Annotated in this window: 24 protein-coding genes; 21 read left to right on the top strand and 3 right to left on the bottom strand. The window is 70.9% G+C overall.

Translation table 11 applies throughout. The features are described from left to right. Positions 1 to 395 precede the first annotated feature (395 nt). From thrB to AC068A_RS13990, 20 genes are all read left to right on the top strand, one after another. Positions 396 to 1,322 carry a homoserine kinase gene (thrB, locus tag AC068A_RS14085; protein ID WP_478584643.1) on the top strand — a complete coding sequence of 309 codons (927 nt, stop codon included), beginning with the start codon at positions 396 to 398 and terminating at the stop codon, positions 1,320 to 1,322. 432 nt (positions 1,323 to 1,754) lie between these two features. Beyond that, a complete protein-coding gene (gene rho, locus AC068A_RS14080) occupies positions 1,755 to 3,791 on the top strand; it encodes a transcription termination factor Rho (protein ID WP_478584641.1) in 2,037 nt (678 codons plus the stop codon). Between the two features lie 389 nt (positions 3,792 to 4,180). Then, positions 4,181 to 5,281 (top strand): LCP family protein, encoded by a 1,101-nt coding sequence (locus tag AC068A_RS14075; protein WP_478584640.1) that lies wholly within the window; start codon positions 4,181 to 4,183, stop codon positions 5,279 to 5,281. Between the two features lie 242 nt (positions 5,282 to 5,523). Further along, complete coding sequence (rpmE, locus tag AC068A_RS14070; protein WP_030153765.1) at positions 5,524 to 5,742, top strand: 50S ribosomal protein L31; 219 nt, start codon at positions 5,524 to 5,526, stop codon at positions 5,740 to 5,742. A gap of 110 nt (positions 5,743 to 5,852) precedes the next feature. Continuing rightward, entirely contained in the window at positions 5,853 to 6,938 is a 1,086-nt protein-coding gene (gene prfA / locus AC068A_RS14065; RefSeq protein WP_478584637.1) for a peptide chain release factor 1, read from the top strand. A 43-nt stretch (positions 6,939 to 6,981) separates the two neighbouring features. After that, positions 6,982 to 7,827, top strand: coding sequence for a peptide chain release factor N(5)-glutamine methyltransferase (prmC, locus tag AC068A_RS14060; RefSeq protein ID WP_478584635.1), 846 nt, complete (start codon positions 6,982 to 6,984; stop codon positions 7,825 to 7,827). 46 nt (positions 7,828 to 7,873) lie between these two features. Next, positions 7,874 to 8,521, top strand: coding sequence for an L-threonylcarbamoyladenylate synthase (locus tag AC068A_RS14055; RefSeq protein WP_478584633.1), 648 nt, complete (start codon positions 7,874 to 7,876; stop codon positions 8,519 to 8,521). Then, complete coding sequence (locus AC068A_RS14050) at positions 8,518 to 9,174, top strand: arsenate reductase/protein-tyrosine-phosphatase family protein (protein WP_478584631.1); 657 nt, start codon at positions 8,518 to 8,520, stop codon at positions 9,172 to 9,174. The genes AC068A_RS14055 and AC068A_RS14050 overlap by 4 nt, the downstream gene beginning before the upstream one ends. Before the next feature lie 136 nt (positions 9,175 to 9,310). Then, complete coding sequence (locus AC068A_RS14045; RefSeq protein ID WP_478584630.1) at positions 9,311 to 10,540, top strand: serine hydroxymethyltransferase; 1,230 nt, start codon at positions 9,311 to 9,313, stop codon at positions 10,538 to 10,540. A gap of 116 nt (positions 10,541 to 10,656) precedes the next feature. After that, positions 10,657 to 11,979 (top strand): MraY family glycosyltransferase, encoded by a 1,323-nt coding sequence (locus AC068A_RS14040; protein WP_478584628.1) that lies wholly within the window; start codon positions 10,657 to 10,659, stop codon positions 11,977 to 11,979. 275 nt (positions 11,980 to 12,254) lie between these two features. Continuing rightward, positions 12,255 to 12,692: a hypothetical protein gene (locus AC068A_RS14035; RefSeq protein ID WP_478584626.1), complete on the top strand. Its 438-nt coding sequence runs from the start codon at positions 12,255 to 12,257 to the stop codon at positions 12,690 to 12,692. 210 nt (positions 12,693 to 12,902) lie between these two features. After that, positions 12,903 to 13,739, top strand: a complete 837-nt coding sequence (atpB, locus tag AC068A_RS14030) for a F0F1 ATP synthase subunit A (protein WP_478584729.1) — start codon at positions 12,903 to 12,905, stop codon at positions 13,737 to 13,739. 75 nt (positions 13,740 to 13,814) lie between these two features. Continuing rightward, the gene (locus tag AC068A_RS14025) at positions 13,815 to 14,066 is read left to right on the top strand and encodes an ATP synthase subunit c family protein (RefSeq protein WP_385422153.1); all 252 of its coding nucleotides are present in this window, start codon (positions 13,815 to 13,817) and stop codon (positions 14,064 to 14,066) included. A gap of 37 nt (positions 14,067 to 14,103) precedes the next feature. After that, on the top strand, positions 14,104 to 14,646 hold the full coding sequence (locus AC068A_RS14020) for a F0F1 ATP synthase subunit B (protein WP_385422151.1): 543 nt from the start codon (positions 14,104 to 14,106) through the stop codon (positions 14,644 to 14,646). Further along, a complete protein-coding gene (locus tag AC068A_RS14015; protein WP_478584624.1) occupies positions 14,643 to 15,458 on the top strand; it encodes a F0F1 ATP synthase subunit delta in 816 nt (271 codons plus the stop codon). Before AC068A_RS14020 ends, AC068A_RS14015 begins: the two co-directional genes overlap by 4 nt. Before the next feature lie 138 nt (positions 15,459 to 15,596). Further along, positions 15,597 to 17,183 carry a F0F1 ATP synthase subunit alpha gene (gene atpA, locus AC068A_RS14010; protein WP_478584622.1) on the top strand — a complete coding sequence of 529 codons (1,587 nt, stop codon included), beginning with the start codon at positions 15,597 to 15,599 and terminating at the stop codon, positions 17,181 to 17,183. A 20-nt stretch (positions 17,184 to 17,203) separates the two neighbouring features. After that, complete coding sequence (locus AC068A_RS14005) at positions 17,204 to 18,121, top strand: F0F1 ATP synthase subunit gamma (RefSeq protein WP_478584620.1); 918 nt, start codon at positions 17,204 to 17,206, stop codon at positions 18,119 to 18,121. Beyond that, on the top strand, positions 18,122 to 19,573 hold the full coding sequence (gene atpD / locus AC068A_RS14000) for a F0F1 ATP synthase subunit beta (protein WP_478584618.1): 1,452 nt from the start codon (positions 18,122 to 18,124) through the stop codon (positions 19,571 to 19,573). It begins immediately after the preceding gene. 162 nt (positions 19,574 to 19,735) lie between these two features. Then, the gene (locus tag AC068A_RS13995) at positions 19,736 to 20,110 is read left to right on the top strand and encodes a F0F1 ATP synthase subunit epsilon (protein ID WP_478584617.1); all 375 of its coding nucleotides are present in this window, start codon (positions 19,736 to 19,738) and stop codon (positions 20,108 to 20,110) included. A gap of 130 nt (positions 20,111 to 20,240) precedes the next feature. Then, entirely contained in the window at positions 20,241 to 20,687 is a 447-nt protein-coding gene (locus AC068A_RS13990; RefSeq protein WP_361088883.1) for a DUF2550 domain-containing protein, read from the top strand. 126 nt (positions 20,688 to 20,813) lie between these two features. Here AC068A_RS13990 and AC068A_RS13985 read toward each other — a convergent pair whose 3' ends face one another. From AC068A_RS13985 to AC068A_RS13975, 3 genes are all read right to left on the bottom strand, one after another. Next, positions 20,814 to 22,709: a glycosyl hydrolase family 18 protein gene (locus AC068A_RS13985; RefSeq protein ID WP_478584614.1), complete on the bottom strand. Its 1,896-nt coding sequence runs from the start codon at positions 22,707 to 22,709 to the stop codon at positions 20,814 to 20,816. A 132-nt stretch (positions 22,710 to 22,841) separates the two neighbouring features. After that, positions 22,842 to 23,495 carry a response regulator gene (locus AC068A_RS13980; protein ID WP_478584613.1) on the bottom strand — a complete coding sequence of 218 codons (654 nt, stop codon included), beginning with the start codon at positions 23,493 to 23,495 and terminating at the stop codon, positions 22,842 to 22,844. Continuing rightward, positions 23,492 to 24,709 carry a sensor histidine kinase gene (locus AC068A_RS13975; RefSeq protein WP_478584611.1) on the bottom strand — a complete coding sequence of 406 codons (1,218 nt, stop codon included), beginning with the start codon at positions 24,707 to 24,709 and terminating at the stop codon, positions 23,492 to 23,494. The genes AC068A_RS13980 and AC068A_RS13975 overlap by 4 nt, the downstream gene beginning before the upstream one ends. Positions 24,710 to 24,909: 200 nt before the next feature. On the opposite strand from AC068A_RS13975, the gene AC068A_RS13970 reads away from it, so the two are divergent. Continuing rightward, entirely contained in the window at positions 24,910 to 25,485 is a 576-nt protein-coding gene (locus AC068A_RS13970; protein WP_478584609.1) for a hypothetical protein, read from the top strand.

Genomic DNA, 25,485 nt, shown 5'->3' with positions numbered 1-25,485 from the left:
CCGAGGCGGGCGCGGCACCGAGACGCCGTCACGGTGCCGCCGGCGGCCGCCGAAGCCCGGGCCGTCCGCGCCGAGTTGCCGGCCGAGTTGCCGGATTCCGGCTTCTCCCGGGGCCTTCCCGGGCCTTCCCGGGTCGTTCCGGAAGGCGCACGGGATCCGGCAACTCGGGCCGTACGGCGGCAAAACCCAACGGAATTCGGGGTCAAGGACGCGACACGCACCGTGCGCCTCCTGTGCGCCCTATGTCGCGGGAGAACCCTCCTTCGATACGCTGTACTGACATCCGCCACCGTGCATATGACCGCGGTGCTGCCCCGAGGGCCCCCGGGTGTCGTACCTTCTCCAGTACATTCGCAGCGAACTTCTCGCACAGTCACAAGGAGTGTCATCGGACGATGGCCGGTCCAGCGTTCCGCGCCGCCGCCGTACGGGTGCGCGTCCCCGCCAGCAGTGCCAACCTCGGCCCGGGCTTCGACGCCCTCGGGCTGGCCCTGGGGCTCTACGACGACGTGGTCGTCCGGGTGGCCGACTCCGGCCTCGACATCGACATCGCGGGCGAGGGCGCCGAAACCCTCCCGCGGGACGAGAACCACCTGCTCGTACGCTCCATGCGCACCGCCTTCGACCTGCTGGGCGGACAGCCGCGCGGCCTCGAGGTCGTCTGCGCCAACCGCATCCCGCACGGCCGCGGCCTCGGCTCCTCCTCGGCCGCCATCTGCGCCGGCATCGTCGCCGCCCGCGCCGTCACCATAGGCGGCGAGGCCAGGCTCGACGACGCGGCCCTGCTGGAACTGGCCACCGAGATCGAGGGCCACCCCGACAACGTCGCCGCCTGCCTGCTCGGCGGCTTCACCCTGGCCTGGATGGACGGCGGCAGCGCCAAGGCGATCCGCATGGAGCCCTCCGGTTCCATCGTTCCGGTGGTCTTCGTCCCCTCCAAGCCCGTCCTCACCGAGACGGTGCGCGGCCTGCTGCCGCGCACCGTCCCGCACGTGGACGCGGCCGCCAACGCGGGCCGCGCGGCCCTGCTCGTCGAAGCCCTGACCAGGCGTCCCGAGCTGCTGCTGCCGGCCACCGAAGACCGGCTCCACCAGGAGTACCGGTCCCCGGCGATGCCCGAGAGCGTGGCACTCGTCAACCGACTGCGGGCGGACGGCATCCCCGCGGTCATCTCCGGCGCGGGCCCCACGGTCCTCGCGCTGGTCGAAGGCGGCGCGGCCGACAAGGTCGCGCAGCTCGCGGGCGAGGGATGGGCGGCCAACCGGCTGGCCCTCGACGCCGCGGGCGCGAGCGTACTTCCGCTGGGCACCCAGGGCGGCTAGCCCTACGGGCTGGGCAGCCGACGGGGCGGGCGGCCGGGGCAGGCCGCCCGCGCGGACGGCGCGATTGCCGGTGATTGAGAGGGGGAATATCTGTTGGATCCGGTAGTGTTACTCTCAAGTGTGCAGCCGAAGCCGCCCTGGCTCGGCGCTCAGTGTCCCCATCCGGGACCACCTTTCTTCCGGGAGCCTCCCCGACTGCTTTGATCACGTCCGGCAGTTTCGAGCACGCTCCGGAATCGGAATCGGCGTGAATTTCCCACGCTTCCAGCTCGGGGGCCTCTCGCCGGAACCACCCATGCACGTTTCTCTCCGCCGTACCTCTACCGGCGGAATACCGCCCCGGCTCAGTCCACACACCTAGGACTGCTGCCGGACAGCACAACCGGTCGCCGAGCCAGACAGGCCGACGTCCGCTCCAGGGAAGGACCCTTCGTGAGCGACACCACCGATCTGATGGGCGCTGCCGACACCTCTGTCGACGCCAGCGCTCCCGCCGCGGCCTCCGCGCCCAAGCGTCGCCGCTCCGGCACCGGCCTCGAGGGCATGGTCCTGGCCGAGCTGCAGCAGGTCGCGTCGGGCCTCGGTATCAGGGGCACCGCGCGCATGCGCAAGAGCCAGCTGATCGAGGTCATCAAGGAGGCGCAGGCGGGCGGCGGCAGTGCCGCCAAGGCCGCGGCCCCCGCCGCCGACGCAGCCGAGGCCAAGCCGAAGCGCCGCGCCACCAGCAAGGCCCGTACGGGCGAGGCCGCCGCCGAGGCGCCCGCCGAGAAGGCCGCCGCCGCGGCGCAGATCGAGATCCCGGGCCAGCCGGCCGGCGGAGACGAGGCCCCGGCCGGCGAGCGCCGCCGCCGCCGCGCCACCGCCCCCTCCGGCAGCCCGGAGAACGCGGCCGCCGCCACCGTGACCGTCGAGGCCAAGCCCGAGACCGCCACGGCCGCCGCGCCCGCCGAGACCAAGGCCGAGGCCGCCACCGCCGTCTCCGCGCCCGCCCAGGGCGGCCAGGAGGGCGAGGGCCGCAGCCGCCGTGACCGCCGCGAGCGCGGGGAGCGCGGGGAGCGCCAGCGCGACCGCCGTGAACGCGGTGCCAAGGCCGACGACCAGGGCCAGGGCGCGCCGGGCCAGGGCCAGGGCGGCGGCCGTGGCGACCGCCAGCAGGGCGGCCGCGGCCAGGGCCAGCAGGGCGGTCAGCAGGGCCGCCAGGACGCCGGGCCCCAGGACGACTTCGAGGACGAGGGCGGCCGTCGCGGCCGTCGCGGCCGCTACCGCGACCGCCGTGGCCGCCGCGGCCGTGACGAGTTCGCCCCGGGCGAGCCGCAGGTCGCCGACGACGACGTCCTGATCCCCGTCGCGGGCATCCTCGACATCCTCGACAACTACGCGTTCATCCGGACCTCGGGCTACCTGCCCGGCCCCAACGACGTGTACGTCTCCCTCGCCCAGGTCCGCAAGGCGGGTCTGCGCAAGGGCGACCACATCACCGGTGCCGTGCGCCAGCCCAAGGACGGCGAGCGCCGCGAGAAGTTCAACGCGCTCGTGCGCCTGGACTCCGTCAACGGCATGGCGCCCGAGTCCGGCCGCGGCCGCCCCGAGTTCCAGAAGCTGACCCCGCTCTACCCGCAGGACCGGCTCCGCCTGGAGACCGACCCGGGCGTGCTGACGACGCGCATCATCGACCTGGTCTCGCCGATCGGCAAGGGCCAGCGCGGTCTGATCGTGGCCCCGCCGAAGACCGGCAAGACCATGATCATGCAGGCGATCGCCAACGCGATCACCACGAACAACCCCGAGTGCCACCTGATGGTCGTCCTCGTCGACGAGCGTCCGGAAGAGGTCACCGACATGCAGCGGTCGGTCAAGGGCGAGGTCATCTCCTCGACCTTCGACCGCCCGGCCGAGGACCACACCACCGTCGCCGAGCTGGCCATCGAGCGCGCCAAGCGCCTCGTCGAGCTGGGCCACGACGTGGTCGTCCTGCTGGACTCCATCACCCGTCTGGGCCGCGCGTACAACCTCGCGGCGCCCGCCTCCGGCCGCATCCTGTCCGGTGGTGTCGACTCGACCGCGCTGTACCCGCCGAAGCGCTTCTTCGGTGCCGCGCGCAACATCGAGGACGGCGGCTCGCTGACCATCCTGGCCACCGCGCTGGTCGACACCGGCTCGCGCATGGACGAGGTGATCTTCGAGGAGTTCAAGGGCACCGGCAACATGGAGCTCAAGCTCGACCGGAAGCTCGCCGACAAGCGCATCTTCCCGTCCGTCGACGTCGACCCGTCGGGCACCCGCAAGGAGGAGATCCTCCTCAACAGCGAGGAGCTCTCCATCGTCTGGAAGCTGCGCCGGGTGCTGCACGCGCTCGACTCGCAGCAGGCCATCGAGCTGCTGCTCGACAAGATGAAGCAGACGAAGTCGAACGCCGAGTTCCTGATGCAGATCGCCAAGACGACCCCGGCGGGCAAGAACGACGACTGACCGCCGCCGTCACGGCACCCACGGGACCGCCCCCACCGCAGCCGCGGCGGGGGCGGTCCCGCGTTTCCGTCCGTACGGGGACGCGGGCCCGTACGGGCACCGCCGGCCGTTTACGGGCAGTGCCCCGGCTACCGGCACTGCCCCCCGGTTGCGGAAGGCCTCCGTACGGCCTCCAGCGCGGCCCCTGCGGCCCCGTACGCCCCTTCCGGCGCTGCTGCCCCGCCCGTCCCGGCCGCCGGTGCGACCTTCGCCACATCCGCGGCGCCGCGGGCCCGGTGCGGCCGGGCCGTGGAACCCCCGGAGGCGTTCACCCGTCTGTGTCAGGGGGCAGGCGGGGGTAGCCCGAGGCCGGACGGACGGCCGGGCCCGCGCCCAGGACTGAGGAGAGCATGAGCGAGGAGAGCAGGGGCGGGGGGCGGCGCGCCGCCGCGGACCGGCACCGACAGAAACCGGCGAAGCGGAAGGCTCTGGCCATAGCCGCCTGGAGTGCGGCCGGTGTGGTTCTCCTCGGCGGGGCGGGGCTCGGCTGGTTCTACTTCAAGATCAACGGAAATCTGAAGACGGTCGACATCGACCAGGCGCTCGGCGCCGACCGCCCCCAGAACGTGGACAACGGCTCGATGGACATCCTCGTCCTCGGCTCCGACTCGCGCGCCGGCGCCAACGGCGAGTACGGCCGCGACGACGGCGGCTCGGCCCGCTCCGACACCGCGATGATCGTCCACCTGTACGAGGGCCACAAGAAGGCCACCGTCGTGTCGATCCCGCGCGACACCATGGTCAACCGCCCCTCCTGCACCACGAGCAACGGAAAGACCGACCGCGGCAGCTCACGCTCGCAGTTCAACGAGTCGTTCACCATCGGCGGGGCGGCCTGCGCGGTCAAGACCGTCGAGAAGATGTCGGGGATCCGCATGGACCACTACATCGAGGTCGACTTCACGGGCTTCAAGAAGATCATCGACAACCTCGGCGGCGTCGAGGTGACCACCACCAAGCCGATCAAGGACGACGGAAGCCACCTCGACCTGCCGGCCGGCCCCAACCGCCTGAACGGAGAACAGGCCCTGGGCCTGGTCCGGACCCGCAAGAGCGTCGGCGACGGCAGCGACCTCGGCCGAATACAGCTCCAGCAGGCGTTCATCAAGGCCCTGATCAAGCAGGTCAAGGGCATCGGCATCTTCGACAACCCCAAGCGGCTGCTCGACCTCGCCGACACCGGCACCAAGGCGCTCACCACCGACAAGCCGCTCGGCGACGTGAAGTCCCTCATGGGCTTCGCCCAGAGCCTCCAGGGCATCGAAGCCCAGAACATGCAGATGATCACCCTGCCGGTGACCGCGGACCGCTACGACCCCAACCGCGTCGCGCCGCTCGCCAAGGAGTCCAAGATGGTCTGGGACGCCCTGCTGGCCGAGCAGCCGGTCCCCGCCGAGGCCACGGCGAACTCCGCCGGCGACAAGAGCTCGGCCGGCGACATCGTCCGCTAGCTGGCGTCCGGCGTCCGCCAGCGCCCGGCCCGCCCCTGAGCTGCCCCGACGCCCCCGCGAAACACCCGCCCGGACGGGATCGCGGGGGAGCGGAATAGATGCCGGGCCCTCCTGGTTGAGGAGTGCGTTCCCGGAATTTTGACAGGCAGCCCGGTCCTGGCAGACTGGTCTGTCGGCCCCGGTTCACGCACGCGGCAATTCGGCCCCTGCGACCCGGCGCCCTCCCGAATCTAGGAGACACCTTGAAGCGCGATGTTCACCCCGAGTACGTCGAGACCCAGGTCAGCTGCACCTGCGGCGCGTCGTTCACCACCCGTAGCACCCTGACCGAGGGCACCATCCGTGCCGAGGTCTGCTCCGAGTGCCACCCGTTCTACACGGGCAAGCAGAAGATCCTCGACACCGGTGGCCGTGTCGCCCGCTTCGAGGCCCGCTTCGGCAAGGCTGCCGGCTCGAAGTAGCGAGCCCACGGCGCCGGACCCCGGCCGCACCCCGCTCACGCGGGCGCGGCCGGGCCGGCGCCTTTGTCGTCCCGCAGCCCTTTTCCGTACTTTCACCCCAGGAGCCCCCGATGTTCGAGGCGGTCGAGGAACTGGTCGGCGAGCACGCCGACCTCGAGAAGAAGCTCGCCGACCCTTCGGTCTTCTCCGATCAGGCCAACGCGCGCAAGCTGAACAAGCGCTACGCGGAGCTGACCCCGATCATCGCCACCTACCGGGCGTGGAAGCAGTCGGCCGACGACATCGAGACGGCGAAGGAGTTCGCCGCCGACGACCCCGACTTCGCAGCCGAGGTCAAGGAGCTCACCGCGCACCGCGAGGAGCTCACCGAGAAGCTCCGCCTGCTGCTCGTCCCGCGCGACCCCAGCGACGACAAGGACGTGCTGCTGGAGATCAAGGCGGGCGCGGGCGGCGACGAGTCCGCCCTGTTCGCCGGCGACCTGCTGCGCATGTACCTGCGCTACGCCGAACGCGTGGGCTGGAAGACCGAGATCATCGACTCCACCGAGTCCGAGCTCGGCGGCTACAAGGACGTCCAGGTCTCCGTCCGCACCAAGGGCGGCAACGGTGCCACCGAGCCCGGCCAGGGCGTGTGGGCCCGCCTGAAGTACGAGGGCGGCGTGCACCGCGTCCAGCGCGTGCCGGCCACCGAGTCCCAGGGCCGCATCCACACCTCCGCCGCCGGCGTGCTCGTCACCCCGGAGGCCGAGGAGGTCGAGGTCGAGATCAACCCGAACGACCTGCGCATCGACGTGTACCGCTCGTCCGGCCCCGGCGGCCAGTCCGTCAACACCACGGACTCCGCCGTCCGCATCACCCACCTGCCCACCGGTGTGGTCGCGTCCTGCCAGAACGAGAAGAGCCAGCTCCAGAACAAGGAGCAGGCCATGCGCATCCTGCGCTCCCGCCTGCTGGCCGCCGCCCAGGAGGCAGCCGAGCAGGAGGCCGCCGACGCCCGCCGCAGCCAGGTCCGCACCGTCGACCGGTCCGAGAAGATCCGTACGTACAACTTCCCGGAAAACCGGATCTCGGACCACCGGACCGGCTTCAAGGCGTACAACTTGGACCAGGTGCTCGACGGCGACCTCGACCCGGTCATCCAGTCGTGCGCCGACACGGACTCGGCCGCCAAGCTCGCGGCCGCGAACCCGAACTGACCCAACCCCCTCCCCCGTACGACAGCAAGCCCGGAGGACCAGCGTGAACTTGCTGCTTGCCGAGGTGGCCCAGGCCACCCAGCGGCTGGCCGCCGCAGGCGTGCCCTCACCGCGCTTCGACGCCGAGGAGCTCGCGGCCTTCGTCCACGGCGTCAAACGGGGGGAACTGCACCGCGTCAAGGACGCGGACTTCGACGCCCGCTACTGGGAGGCCGTCGCCCGCCGCGAGGCGCGCGAGCCGCTCCAGCACATCACCGGCCGCGCCTTCTTCCGGTACCTGGAGCTCCAGGTCGGGCCCGGGGTGTTCGTGCCCCGGCCCGAGACCGAGTCGGTCGTGGACTGGGCCATACAGGCCGTCCGGGCGATGGACGTCGTCGAACCGCTGATCGTGGACCTGTGCACCGGGTCCGGAGCCATCGCGCTCGCCATGGCCCAGGAGGTGCCGCGCTCGCGCGTGCACGCCGTGGAGCTGTCCGAGGACGCCCTGCGCTGGGCCCGCAAGAACGCCGAGGGCTCGCGGGTCACCGTCCACTACGGCGACGCCCTGGAGGCCCTGCCCGAGCTGGACGGCCAGGTCGACCTGGTGATCTCGAACCCGCCGTACATCCCGCTCACCGAGTGGGAGTACGTCGCCCCCGAGGCCCGCGACCACGACCCGGAGATGGCGCTCTTCTCCGGCGAGGACGGCCTCGACACCATTCGCGGCATCGAGCGGACCGCCCACCGGCTGCTGCGGCCCGGCGGCATCGTCGTCGTCGAGCACGCCGACACCCAGGGCGGCCAGGTTCCGTGGATCTTCGCCGAGGAGCTGGGCTGGGCCGACGCCGCCGACCACCCCGACCTCAACAACCGCCCGCGCTTCGCGACCGCCCGCAAGGCACTGCCGTGAGCGCCCCCCTTCCCGCCACCCACCTGCTGAACGAGGAGGCCCGCTGATGGCCCGGCGATACGACTGCAACGACGCCACGGACCGCGCGACGGGCCTGCGTGAGGCCGCATCCGCCGTGCGCCGCGGCGAGCTGGTCGTGCTGCCCACCGACACCCTGTACGGGATCGGCGCGGACGCCTTCAGCCCCGAGGCCGTCGGCGACCTGCTCGCCGCCAAGGGGCGGCCCCGCACCATGCCGACCCCGGTGCTCATCGGCTCCCCGAACACCCTGCACGGCCTGGTCACGGACTTCTCCGAGCAGGCCTGGGAGCTCGTCGACGCCTTCTGGCCGGGCGCGCTGACCCTCGTCGCCAAGCACCAGCCCTCGCTGGCCTGGGACCTGGGCGAGACCCGGGGCACGGTCGCCGTGCGCATGCCGCTGCACCCCGTCGCGATCGAGCTGCTGACCGAGGTCGGCCCGATGGCCGTGTCCTCCGCCAACCTGAGCGGCCACCCGGCGCCCGAGGACTGCGACGCGGCGCGCGCGATGCTCGGCGACTCCGTGTCGGTGTACCTGGACGGCGGGCCCACCCCCGGCATCCAGCCGTCGTCGATCGTCGACGTCACCGGAAAGGTCCCCGTCCTGCTGCGCGAGGGTGCGCTGACCGCCGAGCAGCTGCGGGAGGTCGTACCCGACCTCGAGGTGGCCCCGTGAGCCCTCGGGGGCGTGGCATAGCCGACGGGCAGCTCCCGCCCGCGGACGGCGCGGGCACCTTCCGCATCCTCCACGTCAGCACCGGCAACGTGTGCCGCTCGCCCATCACCGAACGGCTGACCCGGCATGCGCTGGCGCACCGCCTGGGCGACGCCCCGGCCAGCAGCCTGATCGTGGAGAGCGCCGGCACGTGGGGCCACGAGGGCGCCCCGATGGAGGCGAACGCGGCGGCCGTCCTCGCGGACTTCGGCGCGGACGCCTCCGGGTTCACCGGGCGCGAGCTGCTCGACGAGCACGTCATCCGCGCCGACCTGGTCCTGACCGCCACCCGGGACCACCGGGCGCAGGTCATCTCCATGGGGCACTCGGCCGGGCTGCGCACGTTCACGCTGAAGGAGTTCACCCGGCTGGTGCGGGCGATAGACCCGGCGACGCTGCCGCCCCTGGACGACGGCGTCGTCGAACGCGCGCGGGCGCTGGTACGGGCCGCGGCGGCGCTCCGCGGGTGGCTGCTGGCCCCGTCGCCCGACGCCGACGAGGTGCACGACCCGTACGGGGCGCCGATCACCTACTTCCGCTCCGTCGGCGACGAGATCAGCCAGGCCCTGGACCCCGTCGTCACGGCCCTGACGGGTGTCGCGGCGGCGCGCTGACCATGGTCGGCAGGCCCTGACCGGGGTCCCGGCGGCCCGCCCCCGGCTCCGGGGGCCCCGGGGCCGTCCCGCACGGGCGCGAGGGCCCCGGCGGGCCTACAGTGGCGGTACCCGGTATCCCCACTGGAGTCGCGCCATGAGCGTCACCACCCCGCCCCCGGACCTGCTCCGGCAGCAGGACCCGCAGATGGCCGACGTGCTCGCCGGGGAGGCGCAGCGGCAGGCCACCTCGCTCCAGCTGATCGCCGCCGAGAACTTCGCCTCGCCCGCCGTCCTCGCGGCCCTCGGCTCGGCACTCGCCAACAAGTACGCCGAGGGATACCCGGGCAACCGCTACCACGGCGGCTGCGAGTACGCCGACCTCGCCGAGCGGACCGCCGTGGAGCGGGCGCGGGCGCTGTTCGGGGTCGAGCACGCCAACGTGCAGCCGCACTCGGGATCGTCCGCCGTCCTGGCCGCGTACGCCGCGCTGCTGCGGCCGGGGGACACCGTGCTGGCGATGGGGCTCGCGTACGGCGGGCACCTCACGCACGGCTCACCGGCCAACTTCTCCGGCCGCTGGTTCGACTTCGTCGGCTACGGGGTCGACGCCGAGACGGGCCTGATCGACTACCACCAGGTGCAGCAGCTGGCGCGGACGCGCCGGCCGAAGGCCATCGTGTGCGGTTCGATCTCCTACCCCAGGCATCCCGAGTACTCGGTCTTCCGGGAGATCGCCGACGAGGTGGGGGCCTACCTCATCGCGGACGCCGCGCACCCGATCGGGCTCGTCGCCGGCGGGGCCGCGCCCAGCCCCGTCCCGTACGCCGACATCGTGTGCGCGACCACCCACAAGGTGCTGCGCGGCCCGCGCGGCGGGATGATCCTGTGCGGCGCGGAGTTCGCCGAGCGGATCGACCGGGCGGTGTTCCCGTTCACCCAGGGCGGCGCCCAGATGCACACCATCGCCGCCAAGGCCGTCGCCTTCGGCGAGGCGGCCCGGCCCGCGTTCACCACGTACGCCCACCGGGTGGTGGCCAACGCGCGGGTGCTGGCGGAGGCGCTGACCGCGCACGGGTTCGCCGTGACGACGGGCGGCACGGACACGCACCTGATCACCGCCGACCCGGCGCCCCTCGGCCTCGACGGCCCGACCGCCCGCGGCCGGCTCGCCGCGATCGGGATCGTGCTGGACACCTGCGCCCTGCCGTACGGGGACCAGCGCGGGATCCGCCTGGGCACGGCGGCCGTGACCACCCAGGGCATGCGGGAGCCGGAGATGGCGCGGATCGCCGCGCTGTTCACCGCGGCGCTGCAAGGGGAAGCGGCGAAAACCCGCAGGGAAGTGGCCGATCTGGCACAGTCCTTTCCCCCTTATGGTCGGTAATCGGGACAAACAGGGTGTACCGCAACCGCCGCCGGGGTTCCTCGCGTCCTCGCCACCGGGGACATCGCAGCTAATGTGTGGGGCTGAGATGGCCGGCGATACATCTGGGGCAGCCCGTGCGTGAATATCTGCTGACGCTGTGCGTCACGGTGGCGGTGACCTACCTGCTCACCGGGCCCGTGCGGAGGTTCGCGATCGCGGCCGGCGCGATGCCGGAGATCCGCGCCCGCGACGTGCACCGCGAGCCCACTCCGCGGCTCGGCGGCATCGCCATGTTCGGCGGGCTGTGCGCGGGCCTGCTGGTCGCCGACCAGCTGCCCAACCTCAACGGCGTCTTCGAGCTGTCGAACGAGCCGCGGGCCCTGCTCTCGGGGGCCGCGCTGATCTGGCTGATCGGCGTCCTGGACGACAAGTTCGAGATCGACGCGCTGATCAAGCTCGGCGCGCAGATGATCGCCGCCGGTGTGATGGTCATGCAGGGCCTGACCGTGCTGTGGATCCCCGTGCCGTGGATCGGGACGGTCGCGCTGACCCAGTGGCAGGGCAACCTGCTCACGGTGGCGCTGGTGGTCATCACCATCAACGCGGTGAACTTCGTGGACGGCCTCGACGGCCTGGCCGCCGGCATGGTGTGCATCGCCGCCGCGGCGTTCTTCCTGTACGCGTACCGGATCTGGTTCGGCTACGGGATCGAGGCCGCGGCGCCCGCGACCCTCTTCGCCGCGATCCTGATGGGCATGTGCCTGGGGTTCCTGCCCCACAACATGCACCCCGCCCGGATCTTCATGGGCGACTCCGGCTCGATGCTCATCGGCCTGGTCCTCGCCGCCGGCGCCATCTCGATCACCGGGCAGGTGGACCCGGACACGATGGCCCTGTTCGCCGGCGGTGAGCGCAACGCCACGCACGCGATGCTCCCGGTCTTCATCCCGCTGCTGCTGCCGCTGACGATCATCGCGATCCCGATGACCGACCTGATCCTGGCCATCGTGCGGCGCACCTGGAAGGGCCAGTCGCCGTTCGCGGCGGACCGCGGGCACCTGCACCACCGGCTGCTGGAACTCGGCCATTCGCACAGCCGCGCCGTCCTGATCATGTACTTCTGGTCCGGGCTGATCGCGTTCGGGGCGGTGGCCTATTCGGTGCACTCCGCCTCGATGTGGATCGTGTTCGCCATCGTGGCCCTGAGCGCCGTGGGCCTGGTCCTGCTGCTCCTGCCGCGTTTCAGGCCGCGCGCCCCGCGCTGGGCGGAGTTCCTGGTGCCGCCGCGCTACCGGCACGCCGAGCGGGCCGCCGAGGCCGCCGCGCAGGACGCCTCGGGCCGGGAGCCGGAGCCCGCCCGGCGGATCGCGGTGGGCGTCTCGGGCGTCAACGGAGCGACCGCGGTGGGCCCCCGTTCGCGTTTCCCCGACCGACGTAAGGCCGAAACGACGCGCTGACGGCGGCGGAGCATGTCGGACATGCGGCGCCATTAGCACACAACCCGCGGGATTGTCGCGCACACACGGGCGCGTTCCCACTCATGTGTGACAGTCGGCACACCCCCCAGGTAAAGCTCTCATCAAATAGTTTGTGATACCGTTCACTAAACCCGGCGAGGCAGCCGAAGGACCGTAGTGCGACGGCCCTTTGGCTCGAGGTTCTCTCTCGGACCGGGCCTACGCTCGTCCCGTACGAGTCCCGTACCCCCACCACCACGCGGAGCTACCCCGCCATGCGGTCTGATGACGTCCGATCCCTCCTGCAAACCGCTGTACCCACCGCCGTGGCCGGCGTCGTCGCCGCGATCGTCAGCGGTGTCGTCGCGGGTGGCAAGGGGGCCATCGGTGCGCTCGTCGCCACGCTGGTGGTGATCGCTTTCATGGGCGTCGGCTTCATCGTTCTGCAGCGCACGGCGCGATCGTGGCCCCATCTGTTCCAGATGATGGGTCTGGTGCTCTACACGACCCAGATCCTGCTGCTGTTCGTCTTCGTGGCCGCGTTCCGGGATACGACGCTGTTCAACCCCAAGGCCTTCGCCATTTCGCTGGTCGTCGCAACGCTCGTCTGGATCGCCGCGCAGACCCGCGCCCATATGAAGGCCAAGATCCTTTACGTCGAGCCGAACGCCGACAAGGGTGACAAGCCCGAAAACACGGGGTCCTCGTCGTGAAGGGTAGGGGCGGGATAAGTGCTCGTTCGAGATGCTGCTATCGTCCGGTGCCGTGTGCGGCATCGCGGGCGCGGGCATCTGAGCTGACGCCTGCTCAATCGCGAGGCTCAATGCCTGCCAGCCGCCCCCACATCCGTAAGACCAGTCCCGTGCCGACCCGCGGCCCTGCGCCGCGCCGACACAACGAGGTTGCCGTACCTATGCGCCACGCTGAAGGAGCCCGCGGTGAGTGCTGACCCGACGCAGGTGCTCGCCTTCGAGACCGATTGCCACATCTTCGACGGCTGTGGCTTCCCGGCTCCTGGCCTGCACTCGTTCCTGTTCGAGCCGATCTTCGGCAGCGCGGACAGCAGCGTCTACTTCAACAAGACGATGCTGCTTGCCCTGCTCGGGAGCGTCATCATCGTCGGCTTCTTCTGGGCGGCTTTCTCCAAGCCGAAGGTGGTGCCCGGAAAGCTGCAGATGGTCGCCGAGGCCGGTTACGACTTCGTCCGCCGCGGCATCGTCTACGAGACCCTGGGCAAGAAGGAGGGCGAGAAGTACGTCCCCTTCATGGTCGCGACGTTCTTCTTCGTCTGGATCCTCAACCTCTGGTCGATCGTTCCGCTCGCCCAGTTCCCGGTGACCTCCGTCATCGCCTATCCGGCCGGGCTCGCGCTCGTCATCTACGTCATGTGGATGTCGGTCACCTTCAAGCGCCACGGCTTCATCGGCGGCCTGAAGAACCTGACGGGCTACGACAAGTCGCTCGGCGGGATCCTGCCGCTGGTCATGCTGATCGAGTTCTTCTCGAACGTCCTGGTCCGCCCCTTCACCCACGCGGTCCGTCTCTTCGCGAACATGTTCGCCGGTCACACCCTGCTGCTGCTCTTCACGATCGCCAGCTGGTACCTGCTGAACGGCATCGGCATCGCCTACGCGGGCGTCTCGTTCGTGATGGTCATCGTGATGACCGCCTTCGAGCTCTTCATCCAGGCTGTCCAGGCCTACGTCTTCGTGCTCCTGGCCTGCAGCTTCCTCCAGGGCGCCGTCGCCGAGCACCACTGACCGGCCCCACCCCCAAACCATCAGTCGTCCGGTGGCCAACCCCCACCGGTCCATGAAAGAGAAGGAAGAACCGGCATGTCCGTTCTCGCGCAGACCCTCGCTCAGGGCGTCGAAATCAAGGGCAACCTCGGCTCGATCGGCTACGGCCTCGCCGCCATCGGCCCCGGCGTCGGCGTCGGCATCATCTTCGGCAACGGCACCCAGGCCCTTGCCCGCCAGCCCGAGGCTGCCGGTCTGATCCGCGCCAACCAGATCCTCGGCTTCGCCTTCTGTGAGGCGCTCGCCCTGATCGGTCTGGTCATGCCGTTCGTTTACCCGACCTCCTGATCGCGGTAACGAACACCCTTAGACGGAAGGCACTGATGTGAACCCTCTGGTTCAGATTGCGGCTGAGGTGGAGAACCCCCTCATCCCGCCGATCCCCGAGCTGGTCATCGGTCTGATCGCCTTCGTCATCGTCTTCGGCTTCCTCGCCAAGAAGCTCCTCCCGAACATCAACAAGGTTCTGGACGAGCGCCGCGAGGCCATCGAAGGCGGTATGGAGAAGGCCGAGGCAGCCCAGACCGAAGCCCAGAGCGTGCTGGAGCAGTACAAGGCCCAGCTCGCCGAGGCCCGGCACGAGGCCGCTCGCCTGCGCCAGGAAGCGCTGGAGCAGGGCACTGCGCTCAAGGAAGAGCTGCGCGCAGAGGGCCAGCGGCAGCGCGAGGAGATCATCGCTGCCGGCCACGCCCAGATCGAGGCCGACCGCAAGGCCGCCTCGCAGGCGCTGCGCCAGGACGTGGGCAAGCTCGCCACCGACCTGGCCGGCAAGCTCGTCGGCGAGTCCCTCGAGGACCACGCGCGGCAGAGCCGCACCATCGACCGATTCCTCGACGAGCTCGAGGCGAAGGCCGAGGCGGCCCGATGAACGGAGCGAGCCGCGAGGCGCTGCACGCCTCCCGCGAGCGTCTCGACGCGCTGACGGACAGCACGTCCGTCGACGCGGCGAAGCTCGCCGGTGAGCTGGCCGCCGTCACCGCGCTGCTCGACCGCGAGGTCTCGCTGCGTCGGGTCCTCACGGACCCGGCGCAGCCGGGTGAGGCCAAGGCCGAGCTGGTCGCACGGCTGCTGGGCGGCCAGGTTGGCGGGGAGACCCTCGACCTGGTGTCCGGCATGGTGCGCTCCCGCTGGTCGCAGTCCCGCGACCTGGTGGATTCGCTGGAGGAGCTGGCGGACACCGCCGACCTCACGGCCGCGCAGAAGGCCGGCGCGCTCGACGACGTCGAGGACGAGATTTTCCGCTTCGGCCGGATCCTCGCCTCGAGCACCGAGCTGCGCGCCGCCCTGACCGACCGCAAGGCGACCGCCTCCGCCAAGGGCGAGCTGCTCCGCAGCCTGCTCGGCGGCAAGGCGAACGCCGCCACCGAGCGCCTGGTGACGCGACTGGTCACCCACCCGCGTGGACGTAGCCTGGAATCGGGACTCGAGTCCCTTTCCAAGCTCGCCGCCGAGCGCCGCGACCGCATGGTCGCCACCGTGACCACCGCGGTTCCGCTCAGCGACGTGCAGAAGCAGCGTCTCGGCGCGGTGCTGGCCAAGCTGTACGGCCGCCAGATGCACCTGAACCTCGACGTGGACCCCGAGGTCCTCGGCGGGATCGTGGTGCAGGTGGGCGACGAGGTCATCGACGGCTCCACCGCGAGCCGGCTGACCGAGGCCGCACGCCGCATGGCCGGCTGACCAGCCGCAGCAGCCACCAACAGAACACAGCATTCCTAGCGGCCCGGTTGGGCCGTGCAGAAATTGCAGAAGATTCCTGGGGGTCGCCCCCAGACCCCTAAGAGACTTCGGGCCCAACAAGGAGAGCAGGGAACCCAGATGGCGGAGCTCACGATCCGGCCGGAGGAGATCCGGGACGCACTGGAGACCTTTGTCCAGTCGTACCAGCCGGACGCGGCCTCGCGCGAGGAGGTCGGCACGGTCAGCGTTGCCGGTGACGGCATCGCGAAGGTGGAGGGTCTGCCCTCCACCATGGCGAACGAGCTGCTGAAGTTCGAGGACGGCACCCTCGGCCTCGCCCTCAACCTCGAGGAGCGCGAGATCGGTGCCATCGTCCTCGGTGAGTTCAGCGGTATCGAGGAGGGCCAGCCGGTGCAGCGCACCGGTGAGGTGCTCTCCGTCGGCGTCGGCGAGGGCTACCTCGGCCGCGTTGTCGACCCGCTCGGCAACCCGATCGACGGCCTCGGCGAGATCGCGACCGAGGGCCGCCGCGCCCTCGAGCTGCAGGCCCCGGGCGTCATGGCGCGCAAGTCCGTGCACGAGCCCATGGAGACGGGCTACAAGGCCGTCGACGCCATGACGCCGGTCGGCCGCGGCCAGCGTCAGCTGATCATCGGTGACCGCCAGACCGGCAAGACCGCCCTGGCCGTCGACACGATCATCAACCAGCGCGACAACTGGCGCTCGGGCGACGTCAACAAGCAGGTCCGCTGCATCTACGTCGCCATCGGCCAGAAGGGCTCCACCATCGCTTCCGTGCGCGCCGCGCTGGAAGAGGCCGGTGCCCTGGAGTACACGACCATCGTCGCCGCCCCGGCGTCGGACCCGGCCGGCTTCAAGTACCTGGCGCCGTACACCGGTTCCGCCATCGGCCAGCACTGGATGTACCAGGGCAAGCACGTCCTGATCGTCTTCGACGACCTGTCGAAGCAGGCCGACGCCTACCGCGCCGTGTCCCTGCTGCTGCGCCGCCCGCCGGGCCGTGAGGCCTACCCGGGTGACGTCTTCTACCTGCACTCCCGCCTGCTGGAGCGCTGCGCCAAGCTCTCCGACGAGATGGGTGCCGGTTCGATGACCGGTCTGCCGATCGTCGAGACCAAGGCCAACGACGTCTCGGCGTTCATCCCGACCAACGTCATCTCCATCACCGACGGCCAGTGCTTCCTGGAGTCCGACCTGTTCAACGCCGGCCAGCGTCCGGCCCTGAACGTCGGTATCTCGGTCTCCCGTGTCGGTGGCTCCGCCCAGCACAAGGCCATGAAGCAGATTTCCGGCCGCCTGCGCGTGGACCTCGCCCAGTACCGCGAGCTGGAGGCGTTCGCCGCCTTCGGTTCCGACCTGGACTCCGCGTCCAAGTCCGCGCTGGAGCGCGGCAAGCGCATGGTCGAGCTGCTCAAGCAGGGCCAGTACCAGCCGATGCCGGTGCAGGAGCAGGTCATCTCCATCTGGGCCGGCACCACCGGCAAGATGGACGACGTCCCGGTCCAGGACATCCGCCGCTTCGAGTCCGAGCTGCTCGAGCACCTGCGCCACAACCGCAAGGAGCTCCTCACCTCGATCCGCGAGGGCGGCAAGATGTCGGACGACACCCTGCAGTCCGTCGCCGACGCGATCGCCGACTTCAAGAAGCAGTTCGAGACCTCGGACGGCAAGCTTCTGGGCGAAGACGCGCCGGTGGCCAAGTAACGACGGAAGGGACCTGACTCATGGGAGCCCAGCTCCGGGTCTACAAGCGTCGCATCCGATCCGTTACCGCGACCAAGAAGATCACCAAGGCGATGGAGATGATCGCCGCCTCGCGCATCGTCAAGGCGCAGCGCCAGGTGGCGGCCTCCACGCCGTACGCGACCGAGCTCACCCGTGCGGTGACCGCGGTGGCGACGGGGTCCAACACCAAGCACCCGCTCACCACGGGGGCGGAGACCCCGGTGCGGGCGGCCGTGCTGCTGCTCACGAGCGACCGCGGTCTGGCCGGCGGCTACTCGTCCAACGCCATCAAGGCGGCGGACCGGCTGACCGAGCGGCTGCGCGGCGAGGGCAAGGAGGTCGACACCTACATCGTCGGCCGCAAGGGTGTCGCCTACTACAGCTTCCGCGAGCGCAAGGTCACGGAGAGCTGGACCGGCTTCACCGACAGCCCGAGCTACGCGAACGCGAAGGCCGTGGCCGCACCGCTCATCGAGGCCATCTCCGAGGAGACGGCCGAGGGCGGCGTGGACGAGCTGCACATCGTCTACACGGAGTTCGTGTCGATGATGACGCAGAACGCGGTGGACGACCGGATGCTGCCGCTCAGCCTTGAGAAGGTGCAGGAGGAGACGGTCGGCAAGGGCGAGATCCTGCCGCTGTTCGACTTCGAGCCGTCGGCGGAGGACGTCCTGGACGCCCTGCTGCCGCGCTACGTCGAGAGCCGTATCTACAACGCCCTGCTGCAGGCCGCTGCTTCCGAGCACGCCGCCCGCCGCCGCGCGATGAAGTCGGCGACCGACAACGCCGGTGAGCTGATCACCAACCTCACCCGGCTTGCCAACGCGGCCCGCCAGGCCGAAATCACCCAGGAAATCAGCGAGATCGTCGGTGGCTCCGCAGCCCTGGCCGACGCGAACGCGGGGAGTGACAAGTAAGTGACGACGTCTATCGATAACGCAGTGGCGGCCGCTGCCACCGGCCGCATCGCGCGGGTCATCGGCCCGGTCGTCGACGTGGAGTTCCCCGTCGACGCCATGCCGGAGATCTACAACGCGCTGACCGTCCAGGTTGCCGACCCGGCCGAGGAGGGCCAGCTCAAGACGCTGACCCTCGAGGTCGCGCAGCACCTCGGTGACGGCGTGGTCCGCGCCATCTCCATGCAGCCCACCGACGGCCTGGTCCGCCAGGCCGTGGTGACCGACACGGGCACGGGCATCACCGTCCCGGTCGGCGACTTCACCAAGGGCAAGGTCTTCAACACCCTCGGCGAGGTGCTGAACGAGCCCGAGGCCAACGGCACGGAGTCCGAGCGCTGGGCGATCCACCGCACGGCCCCGAAGTTCGAGGACCTCGAGTCGAAGACCGAGATGTTCGAGACCGGCCTCAAGGTCGTCGACCTCCTCACCCCGTACGTCAAGGGTGGAAAGATCGGTCTGTTCGGTGGCGCCGGTGTCGGCAAGACCGTTCTGATCCAGGAAATGATCATGCGTGTGGCGAAGCTGCACGAGGGTGTTTCCGTCTTCGCCGGCGTGGGTGAGCGCACCCGTGAGGGCAACGACCTCATCCAGGAGATGGAGGAGTCCGGCGTCCTCGACAAGACCGCGCTGGTCTTCGGCCAGATGGACGAGCCCCCGGGCACCCGTCTGCGCGTCGCCCTGGCCGGTCTGACCATGGCGGAGTACTTCCGCGATGTGCAGAAGCAGGACGTGCTGTTCTTCATCGACAACATCTTCCGCTTCACCCAGGCCGGTTCCGAGGTGTCGACCCTGCTCGGCCGTATGCCCTCCGCGGTGGGCTACCAGCCGAACCTGGCCGACGAGATGGGTCTCCTCCAGGAGCGCATCACCTCGACCCGTGGTCACTCGATCACCTCGATGCAGGCGATCTACGTCCCCGCCGACGACCTCACCGACCCGGCGCCGGCGACCACCTTCGCCCACCTCGACGCGACGACGGTTCTGTCCCGTCCGATCTCCGAGAAGGGCATCTACCCGGCCGTGGACCCGCTGGACTCCTCGTCCCGCATCCTCGACCCGCGGTACATCGCGAAGGACCACTACGAGGCCGCGACCCGCGTCAAGGGGATCCTGCAGAAGTACAAGGACCTCCAGGACATCATCGCGATCCTCGGTATCGACGAGCTGGGCGAGGAGGACAAGCTGGTTGTCCACCGTGCCCGCCGTGTCGAGCGCTTCCTGTCCCAGAACACCCACGCGGCGAAGCAGTTCACCGGTGTGGACGGTTCGGACGTTCCGCTCGACGAGTCGATCGCCGCGTTCAACGCGATCTGCGACGGTGAGTTCGACCACTTCCCGGAGCAGGCCTTCTTCATGTGCGGTGGCCTTGAGGACCTGAAGAAGAACGCCAAGGAGCTGGGCGTCTCCTGACCCGGGGCGCTCCCTGCGAGCGCCTTCGGTTCAACGGTTCCTCCCTCACGCCGGGAGGTGCCCCCAGGAGAGGGGCGGGTGCGTCCCGTCCCTCTCCCCACGCCCATTAGAATTTGACCCAACACCCGGCTGACCCGCCGGGTGGTGACCCGAGGAGCCACCTTGGCTGCTGAGCTGCACGTCGAGCTGGTCGCGGCGGACCGGAGTGTCTGGTCCGGTGAGGCCCACCTGGTCGTCGCCCGCACCACGTCCGGCGACATCGGCGTCATGCCCGGTCACCAGCCGCTTCTCGGTGTGCTGGAATCGGGCCCGGTGACCATCCGTACCAGCGAGGGCGGCACTGTCGTCGCCGCGGTGCACGGCGGATTCATCTCGTTCGCGGACAACAAGCTGTCCATGCTGGCCGAGATCGCCGAGCTCGCGGACGAGATCGACGTCCAGCGGGCGGAGCGGGCACTGGAGCGCGCGAAGGCGGAGGCCGATGCGGCCGCCGAGCGTCGCGCGGATGTCCGGCTGCGCGCGGTCGCGGGGCGCTGAGCCCCGTACCGAACAGGTTTGAAACCTCAGCCGCGGTCCGTTCCGGAATTTTCCGGGACGGACCGCGGCTGAGGCGATGTACGTCCCTTTTTCACGTGCGGTGTGTCGATGAGCGAGGAGGTCGGTGAAGATGCTCCTCGCTCTGCTTGTGAGCGGCCTGGTCGTAGCCCTGGTGGTGATCGGTCTGTTCGTGTTCGGGCTGCGCCGCAGACTGATCCAGCGCTCCGGCGGCACCTTCGACTGCTCGCTGCGGTGGGGTGTCGCCGACAAGCCCGACCTCTCCGGCAAGGGCTGGGTGTACGGGGTCGCCCGGTACAGCGGTGACCGCATCGACTGGTTCCGTGTCTTCTCGTACTCGCCGCGGCCGCGCCGGCTGCTGGAGCGGGACTCCATCGAGGTGGTCTCGCGGCGGGCTCCGGAGGGCGAGGAGGAGCTGGCGCTGCTGTCCGACGCCGTCGTGCTCGGCTGTACCCACCGGGGGACCCGGCTGGAGCTGGCGATGAGCGAGGACGCGCTGACCGGGTTCCTGGCCTGGCTGGAGGCGGCGCCTCCGGGGCAGAGGGTGAATGTGGCCTGAGGCCTGAGGCCCGAGGTCCGAGGCCTGCGGGCGTACGGACTCGAACCCGAACATGAGGAAGCCGGGGAGACGGGGGGCGGATCCCGTCTCCCCGGCTTCGTCGTTCACCGGCTCAGTGCGTGGGGGTCACTGAAGGCCGGAGTGGACGGCGGCGGCGAGCTCGCCGCTCGCGGTGTCGCCGCTGAACTCCCAGTAGAAGGCGCCCCTGAGCCCCTGCTGCCTGGCCCAGGTCATCTTCCCGGCGATGGTGGCCGGGGTGTCGTAGCTCCACCAGTTGCCGCCGCACACGGCGTAGGCCGTGCCGGCGACCGTGCCGGTGGCCGGGCAGCTGTTCTTCAGCACCTTGTAGTCCTCGATGCCCTGCTCGTACGTGCCCTGGGCCGGGCCCGTGGCGGTGCCGCCGGGGGCCGCCTGGGTGACGCCGGTCCAGCCGCGGCCGTAGAAGCCGATGCCGAGGTTGAGCTTGCTGCCCGGGACGCCCTTGGCCTTGAGCTTGGCGATGGCGTCGGCGGAGTTGAAGCCGGCCTGCGGGATGCCGGCGTACGAGGCGAGCGGGGAGTGCGGGGCGGTCGGGCCCTGGGCGGCCCAGGCGCCGAAGAAGTCGTACGTCATCACGTTGTAGAAGTCGGCGTACCGCGCGGCGCCCGCGTAGTCGGCCTTGTCGATCTTGCCGCCGTCGGAGGCGTCGGCGGTGATGGCCGCGGTGACCAGGTTGTTCGGGCCGAACCTGGCCTTCATGGCCTGCATCATGTTCGTGAAGGCGGCGGCTCCCGAGGTGTCGCAGCTCAGGCCGCAGGCGTTCGGGTACTCCCAGTCCAGGTCGATGCCGTCGAAGACGTCGGCCCAGCGCGGGTCCTCGACCAGGTCGTGGCAGGACTGGGCGAAGGCGGCCGGGTTCGCCGCGGCCTGGCCGAAGCCGCCGGACCAGGTCCAGCCGCCGAAGGACCACAGGACCTTGATGTGGGGGTACTGGGCCTTGAGCTTGCGCAGCTGGTTGAAGTTGCCGCGCAGCGGCTGGTCCCAGGTGTCGGCCTTGCCGTCGACGCTCTGGTCGGCGGTGTAGGCCTTGTCGTGGTCCGCGTAGGCGTCGCCGATGGTGCACTTGCCGCCCTGGACGTTGCCGAAGGCGTAGTTGATGTGCGTGATCTTCGCGGCGGTGCCGGAGGTGACCAGGTTCTTCACGTGGTAGTTGCGCCCGTAGACGCCCCAGTTGGTGAAGTAGCCGAGCTTGACCTTGTCGCCCGGGCCGGGCGGTTCGGTGCCGCCGGAGGTGGTGACGGTCAGGGTGCCGGAGGAGGGCCCCGTCTGGTCGGCGGTGTCGCGGGCGGTCACGGAGTACGTGTACGTGGTGCCCTTGGTCAGGCCGGTGTCGGTGTACGAGGTCCCGGTGACCGTCGCGATCTTCGTGGCGCCGCGGTAGAGGTCGTAGCCCTTGACGCCCTTGTCGTCGGTGGCCGCGGCCCAGGACAGGGCAGCCGAGGTCTCGGTGACCGTGCCGGCGGCGGGGGTGCCGGGGGCCGAGGGCGGGTTGTCCCCGGGCTCGGAGGGCCCGCCGTCGCAGGAGCCGCCGTTGACCTTGCAGCCGGCGGGGGCGCCGGAGCCGGTGCCGTTGAAGCCGAAGCTGATGCTGGCGCCGGGGGCGAGGGTGCCGTTCCAGCCGACGTTCCTGCCGGTCCAGTGGTCGCCGGAGCTGGTGACGGCGGCATCCCAGGCCGAGGTCACGCGGGTGCCGGCGGGGTAGTCCCACTCGACGGTCCAGCCGGTGATGGTGGTGGTCCCGGTGTTCTTGACGGTCCACCTGCCCTCGAAGCCGGATCCCCAGTCGGAGACCTTCGTGTACGTCGCCGTCGCGGACCCGGCGGCCTGGGCCGGGCCGGCCAGCGCCACCAGCCCGGCGAGGGGCAGGGCGAGAGCGGCCGCGGCCGCGGCGAGCCTTCTGAACAGACGGGTGCGGGGTGGGGGTGCTGCGCTCAAGGGTGCTCCTCCGTAGGTCCGTCGTGGCCGTGGGGCCGACCGCGACATGGGGGTGGGACCTGCGCCGCCCGTGAGCACGCCGCCGGGGCACGCTCACCACAGTTGCCGCGAGCGTAGAAAGGTCTGGACCAAGCGTCAAGAGGTCCAGACCTCAAGGCGGTTGGGGCGTGACCGGCGCCCCTACAGGCCCAACTCCTGTGCCAGCACGGCCGCCTGCACCCGGCTGCGCAGCCCCAGCTTCCCCAGCAGCCTGCTCACGTGCGTCTTCACCGTCGCCTCCGCCATCTCCAGCCGCGCCGCGATCTCCGCGTTCGACAGCCCCTCGCCCAGGCAGCCGAGCACCTCCCGTTCCCGCCGCGTCAGCGACTCGACCGCCTCCGCCGTCTGCGGAGCCACGGGGGCCCGCACCGCGCGCGGCGCCGCGAACTCGGCGATCAGCCGCCTGGTCACCGCCGGGGCGATCAGCCCCTCGCCGCGCGCGACCGTCCGCACCCCCGCGATCAGCTCGGCCGCGTCCACGTTCTTCAGCAGGAAGCCCGCCGCGCCCGCGCGCAGCGCCCCGAACACGTACTCGTCGAGGTCGAACGTGGTCAGCACCAGGACGTCCGCGAGGCCCTCGGCCACCACCTGGCGCGTCGCCGACACCCCGTCGAGCCGCGGCATCTGCACGTCCATGAGGACGAGGTCCGGCCGCAGCTCCCGGGCCAGGCGCACCGCCGCCTCGCCGTCCGCCGCCTCGCCCACGACCTCGATGTCGCCCGCGCTGCGCAGGATCAGCACCAGCCCCGCCCGTACCGCGCTCTGGTCCTCGGCCACGACGACCCGGATGGTCACACCGTCACCGCCTTCTCCTCGGCGGGCAGCAGCGCCCGCACCTGCCAGACCGGGCCCCGCCGGCCCGCCGTGAACTCCCCGCCCAGCAGTTCGGTCCGCTCCCGCATGCCGACCAGCCCCGCCCCCGAGCCGGGGGCGCGGGGGCCGGGCTGCTCGCCGTACGGGGACTCCACCTCCACGGTCAGCAGCCCGTCGGCGCGGGCCACGCGCACTCGGACCGTGCCCGGCGCGGCGTGCTTGAGGGCGTTGGTCAGCGACTCCTGGACGATCCGGTACGCGGCCAGCTCCACGGGGGCCGGCAGCGGCCCGCCGTCCGGCTGCCGGGCGTCGTCCAGGGCGAACTCCAGTCCGCTCGCCTCGCCGTTGACACGGGCCTGCTCCAGGAGGGCGTCGAGCCCGTCCAGGGAGGGGGTGGCGACCGCCTCCTGCCCGGCTCCCGCGTCCCGCAGCAGGCCGATCAGCCTCCGCATCTCGGCCAGCCCCTGCACACTGTTCTCCCGGATCACCCCGAGGGCCTCGCGGCTGGTGGCCGGGGAGTCGATCGAGAGCGCCGCGGTGGAGTGGATGGCGATCGCCGACAGGTGGTTGGCCACCATGTCGTGCAGTTCCCGCGCCATCCGGCCACGCTCGGCGACCACGGCCTGGGTCCGGTCCATTTCGGCCAGCAGCGCGGTCTGCTCGGCCCGCAGCCGGGCGGCGATCGCGGCCTCCCGGTGGTTGCGCAGAGTGGCGCCGGTGAGAGCCGGGCCGAAGCTGACGATGCCGGTGAGCACGCCGATCAGCAGGGCCTGGGGGGCGCGCAGGAAGGCCAGGGAGACGAGGGTGGCGATGACGGTGATCAGGCCGGTGCTGATCGGGAGCCGCCGGGCCGTGGACGGTTTCCCGTAGACGACGGCCGCGTAGATCAGGTCCGTGAAGATGACGATGGTGGCGAGATTGCCGACCGTGAACTGGTCGGCGACGATCGCCGCGACGCCGACGGGCAGGGCGACGGCGGGGGCGCTGCGCCGCAGCAGCGCCATCGGCCCGATGACCAGCAGGGGGACGAGGGCCGCCCAGTCGGGGAGGAAGTGCCGGCTGCCCGTGTTGTGGACGCCGAGCGACCACAGCAGCAGGCCGCCGAGCACGCCGACCACCGCGATGATCACGTCGTCGCGGTGGGGAGGCGGGATCCGGCGGCGTGCGGCGGTCGCCGCGGTCGCGGAGTCGTTCACGGTCCCATCCAACACGGTGGCGCCGGGCCGGGCGTCGCCACCAGGGCGGACAACGGGGCCGCTCGCACTACACCGAAGGATGCAGTCACGGGTCGTCACCGCTGACGACGTATCCGCGCGGAACGGACGGGAGGCTGGAACCAGCCGTTCAAGGAGCCGGCGCCGAAGCCGCCGGACCAGCGGCCGGAAGGAAGAGATCCGTGCTCGTCCCCCTGATCATTGCCTGCGAGGTCGGCTTCTGGGTGCTGCTGGCCGGCGGACTCGCGCTGCGCTACCTCGCGCGGATGCCCCGGCTGGGGGCCGCGGTGCTGCTGTGCGAGCCGCTGCTGGAGCTGGTGCTGCTCGTGGCCACCACCGTGGACCTGAAGAACGGCGGTGAGCCCGGTTGGCGGCACGGCCTGGCCGCCGTCTACATCGGGTACACCGTCGGCTACGGCCACTACACCGTGAAGTGGCTCGACCGGCACGCGGCGTACCGCTTCGGCGGCGGGCCGAAGCCGCCCGGCGCCGGGTACGGCAAGGAGCGGGCCGTGCACGAGTGGAAGCTGTGGCTGCGGACCCTGGCCGGCGCCGCCGTCGCCCTCGCCCTGCTCCAGGGCGCCATCTGGTACGCGGGCGGCGCTGCGGACACCTCCGCGCTCCGGGCCTGCCAGTTCGCCGTGCTGCGGGCCCTCGGCATCCACGCGATCGTGGCGGCCGCGTACACGGTCTGGCCCCGCAAGGCCCCGGCCCCGGCCGAGGCCCCGGACTCCGGCCTGCTGGGGAGCGAGCGCTGA

The sequence above is a fragment of the Streptomyces sp. NPDC043854 genome (assembly GCF_056436005.1).
The sequence above is the reverse complement of the archived record's forward strand: the minus strand, read 5'-3'. Positions and strand labels throughout refer to the sequence as shown.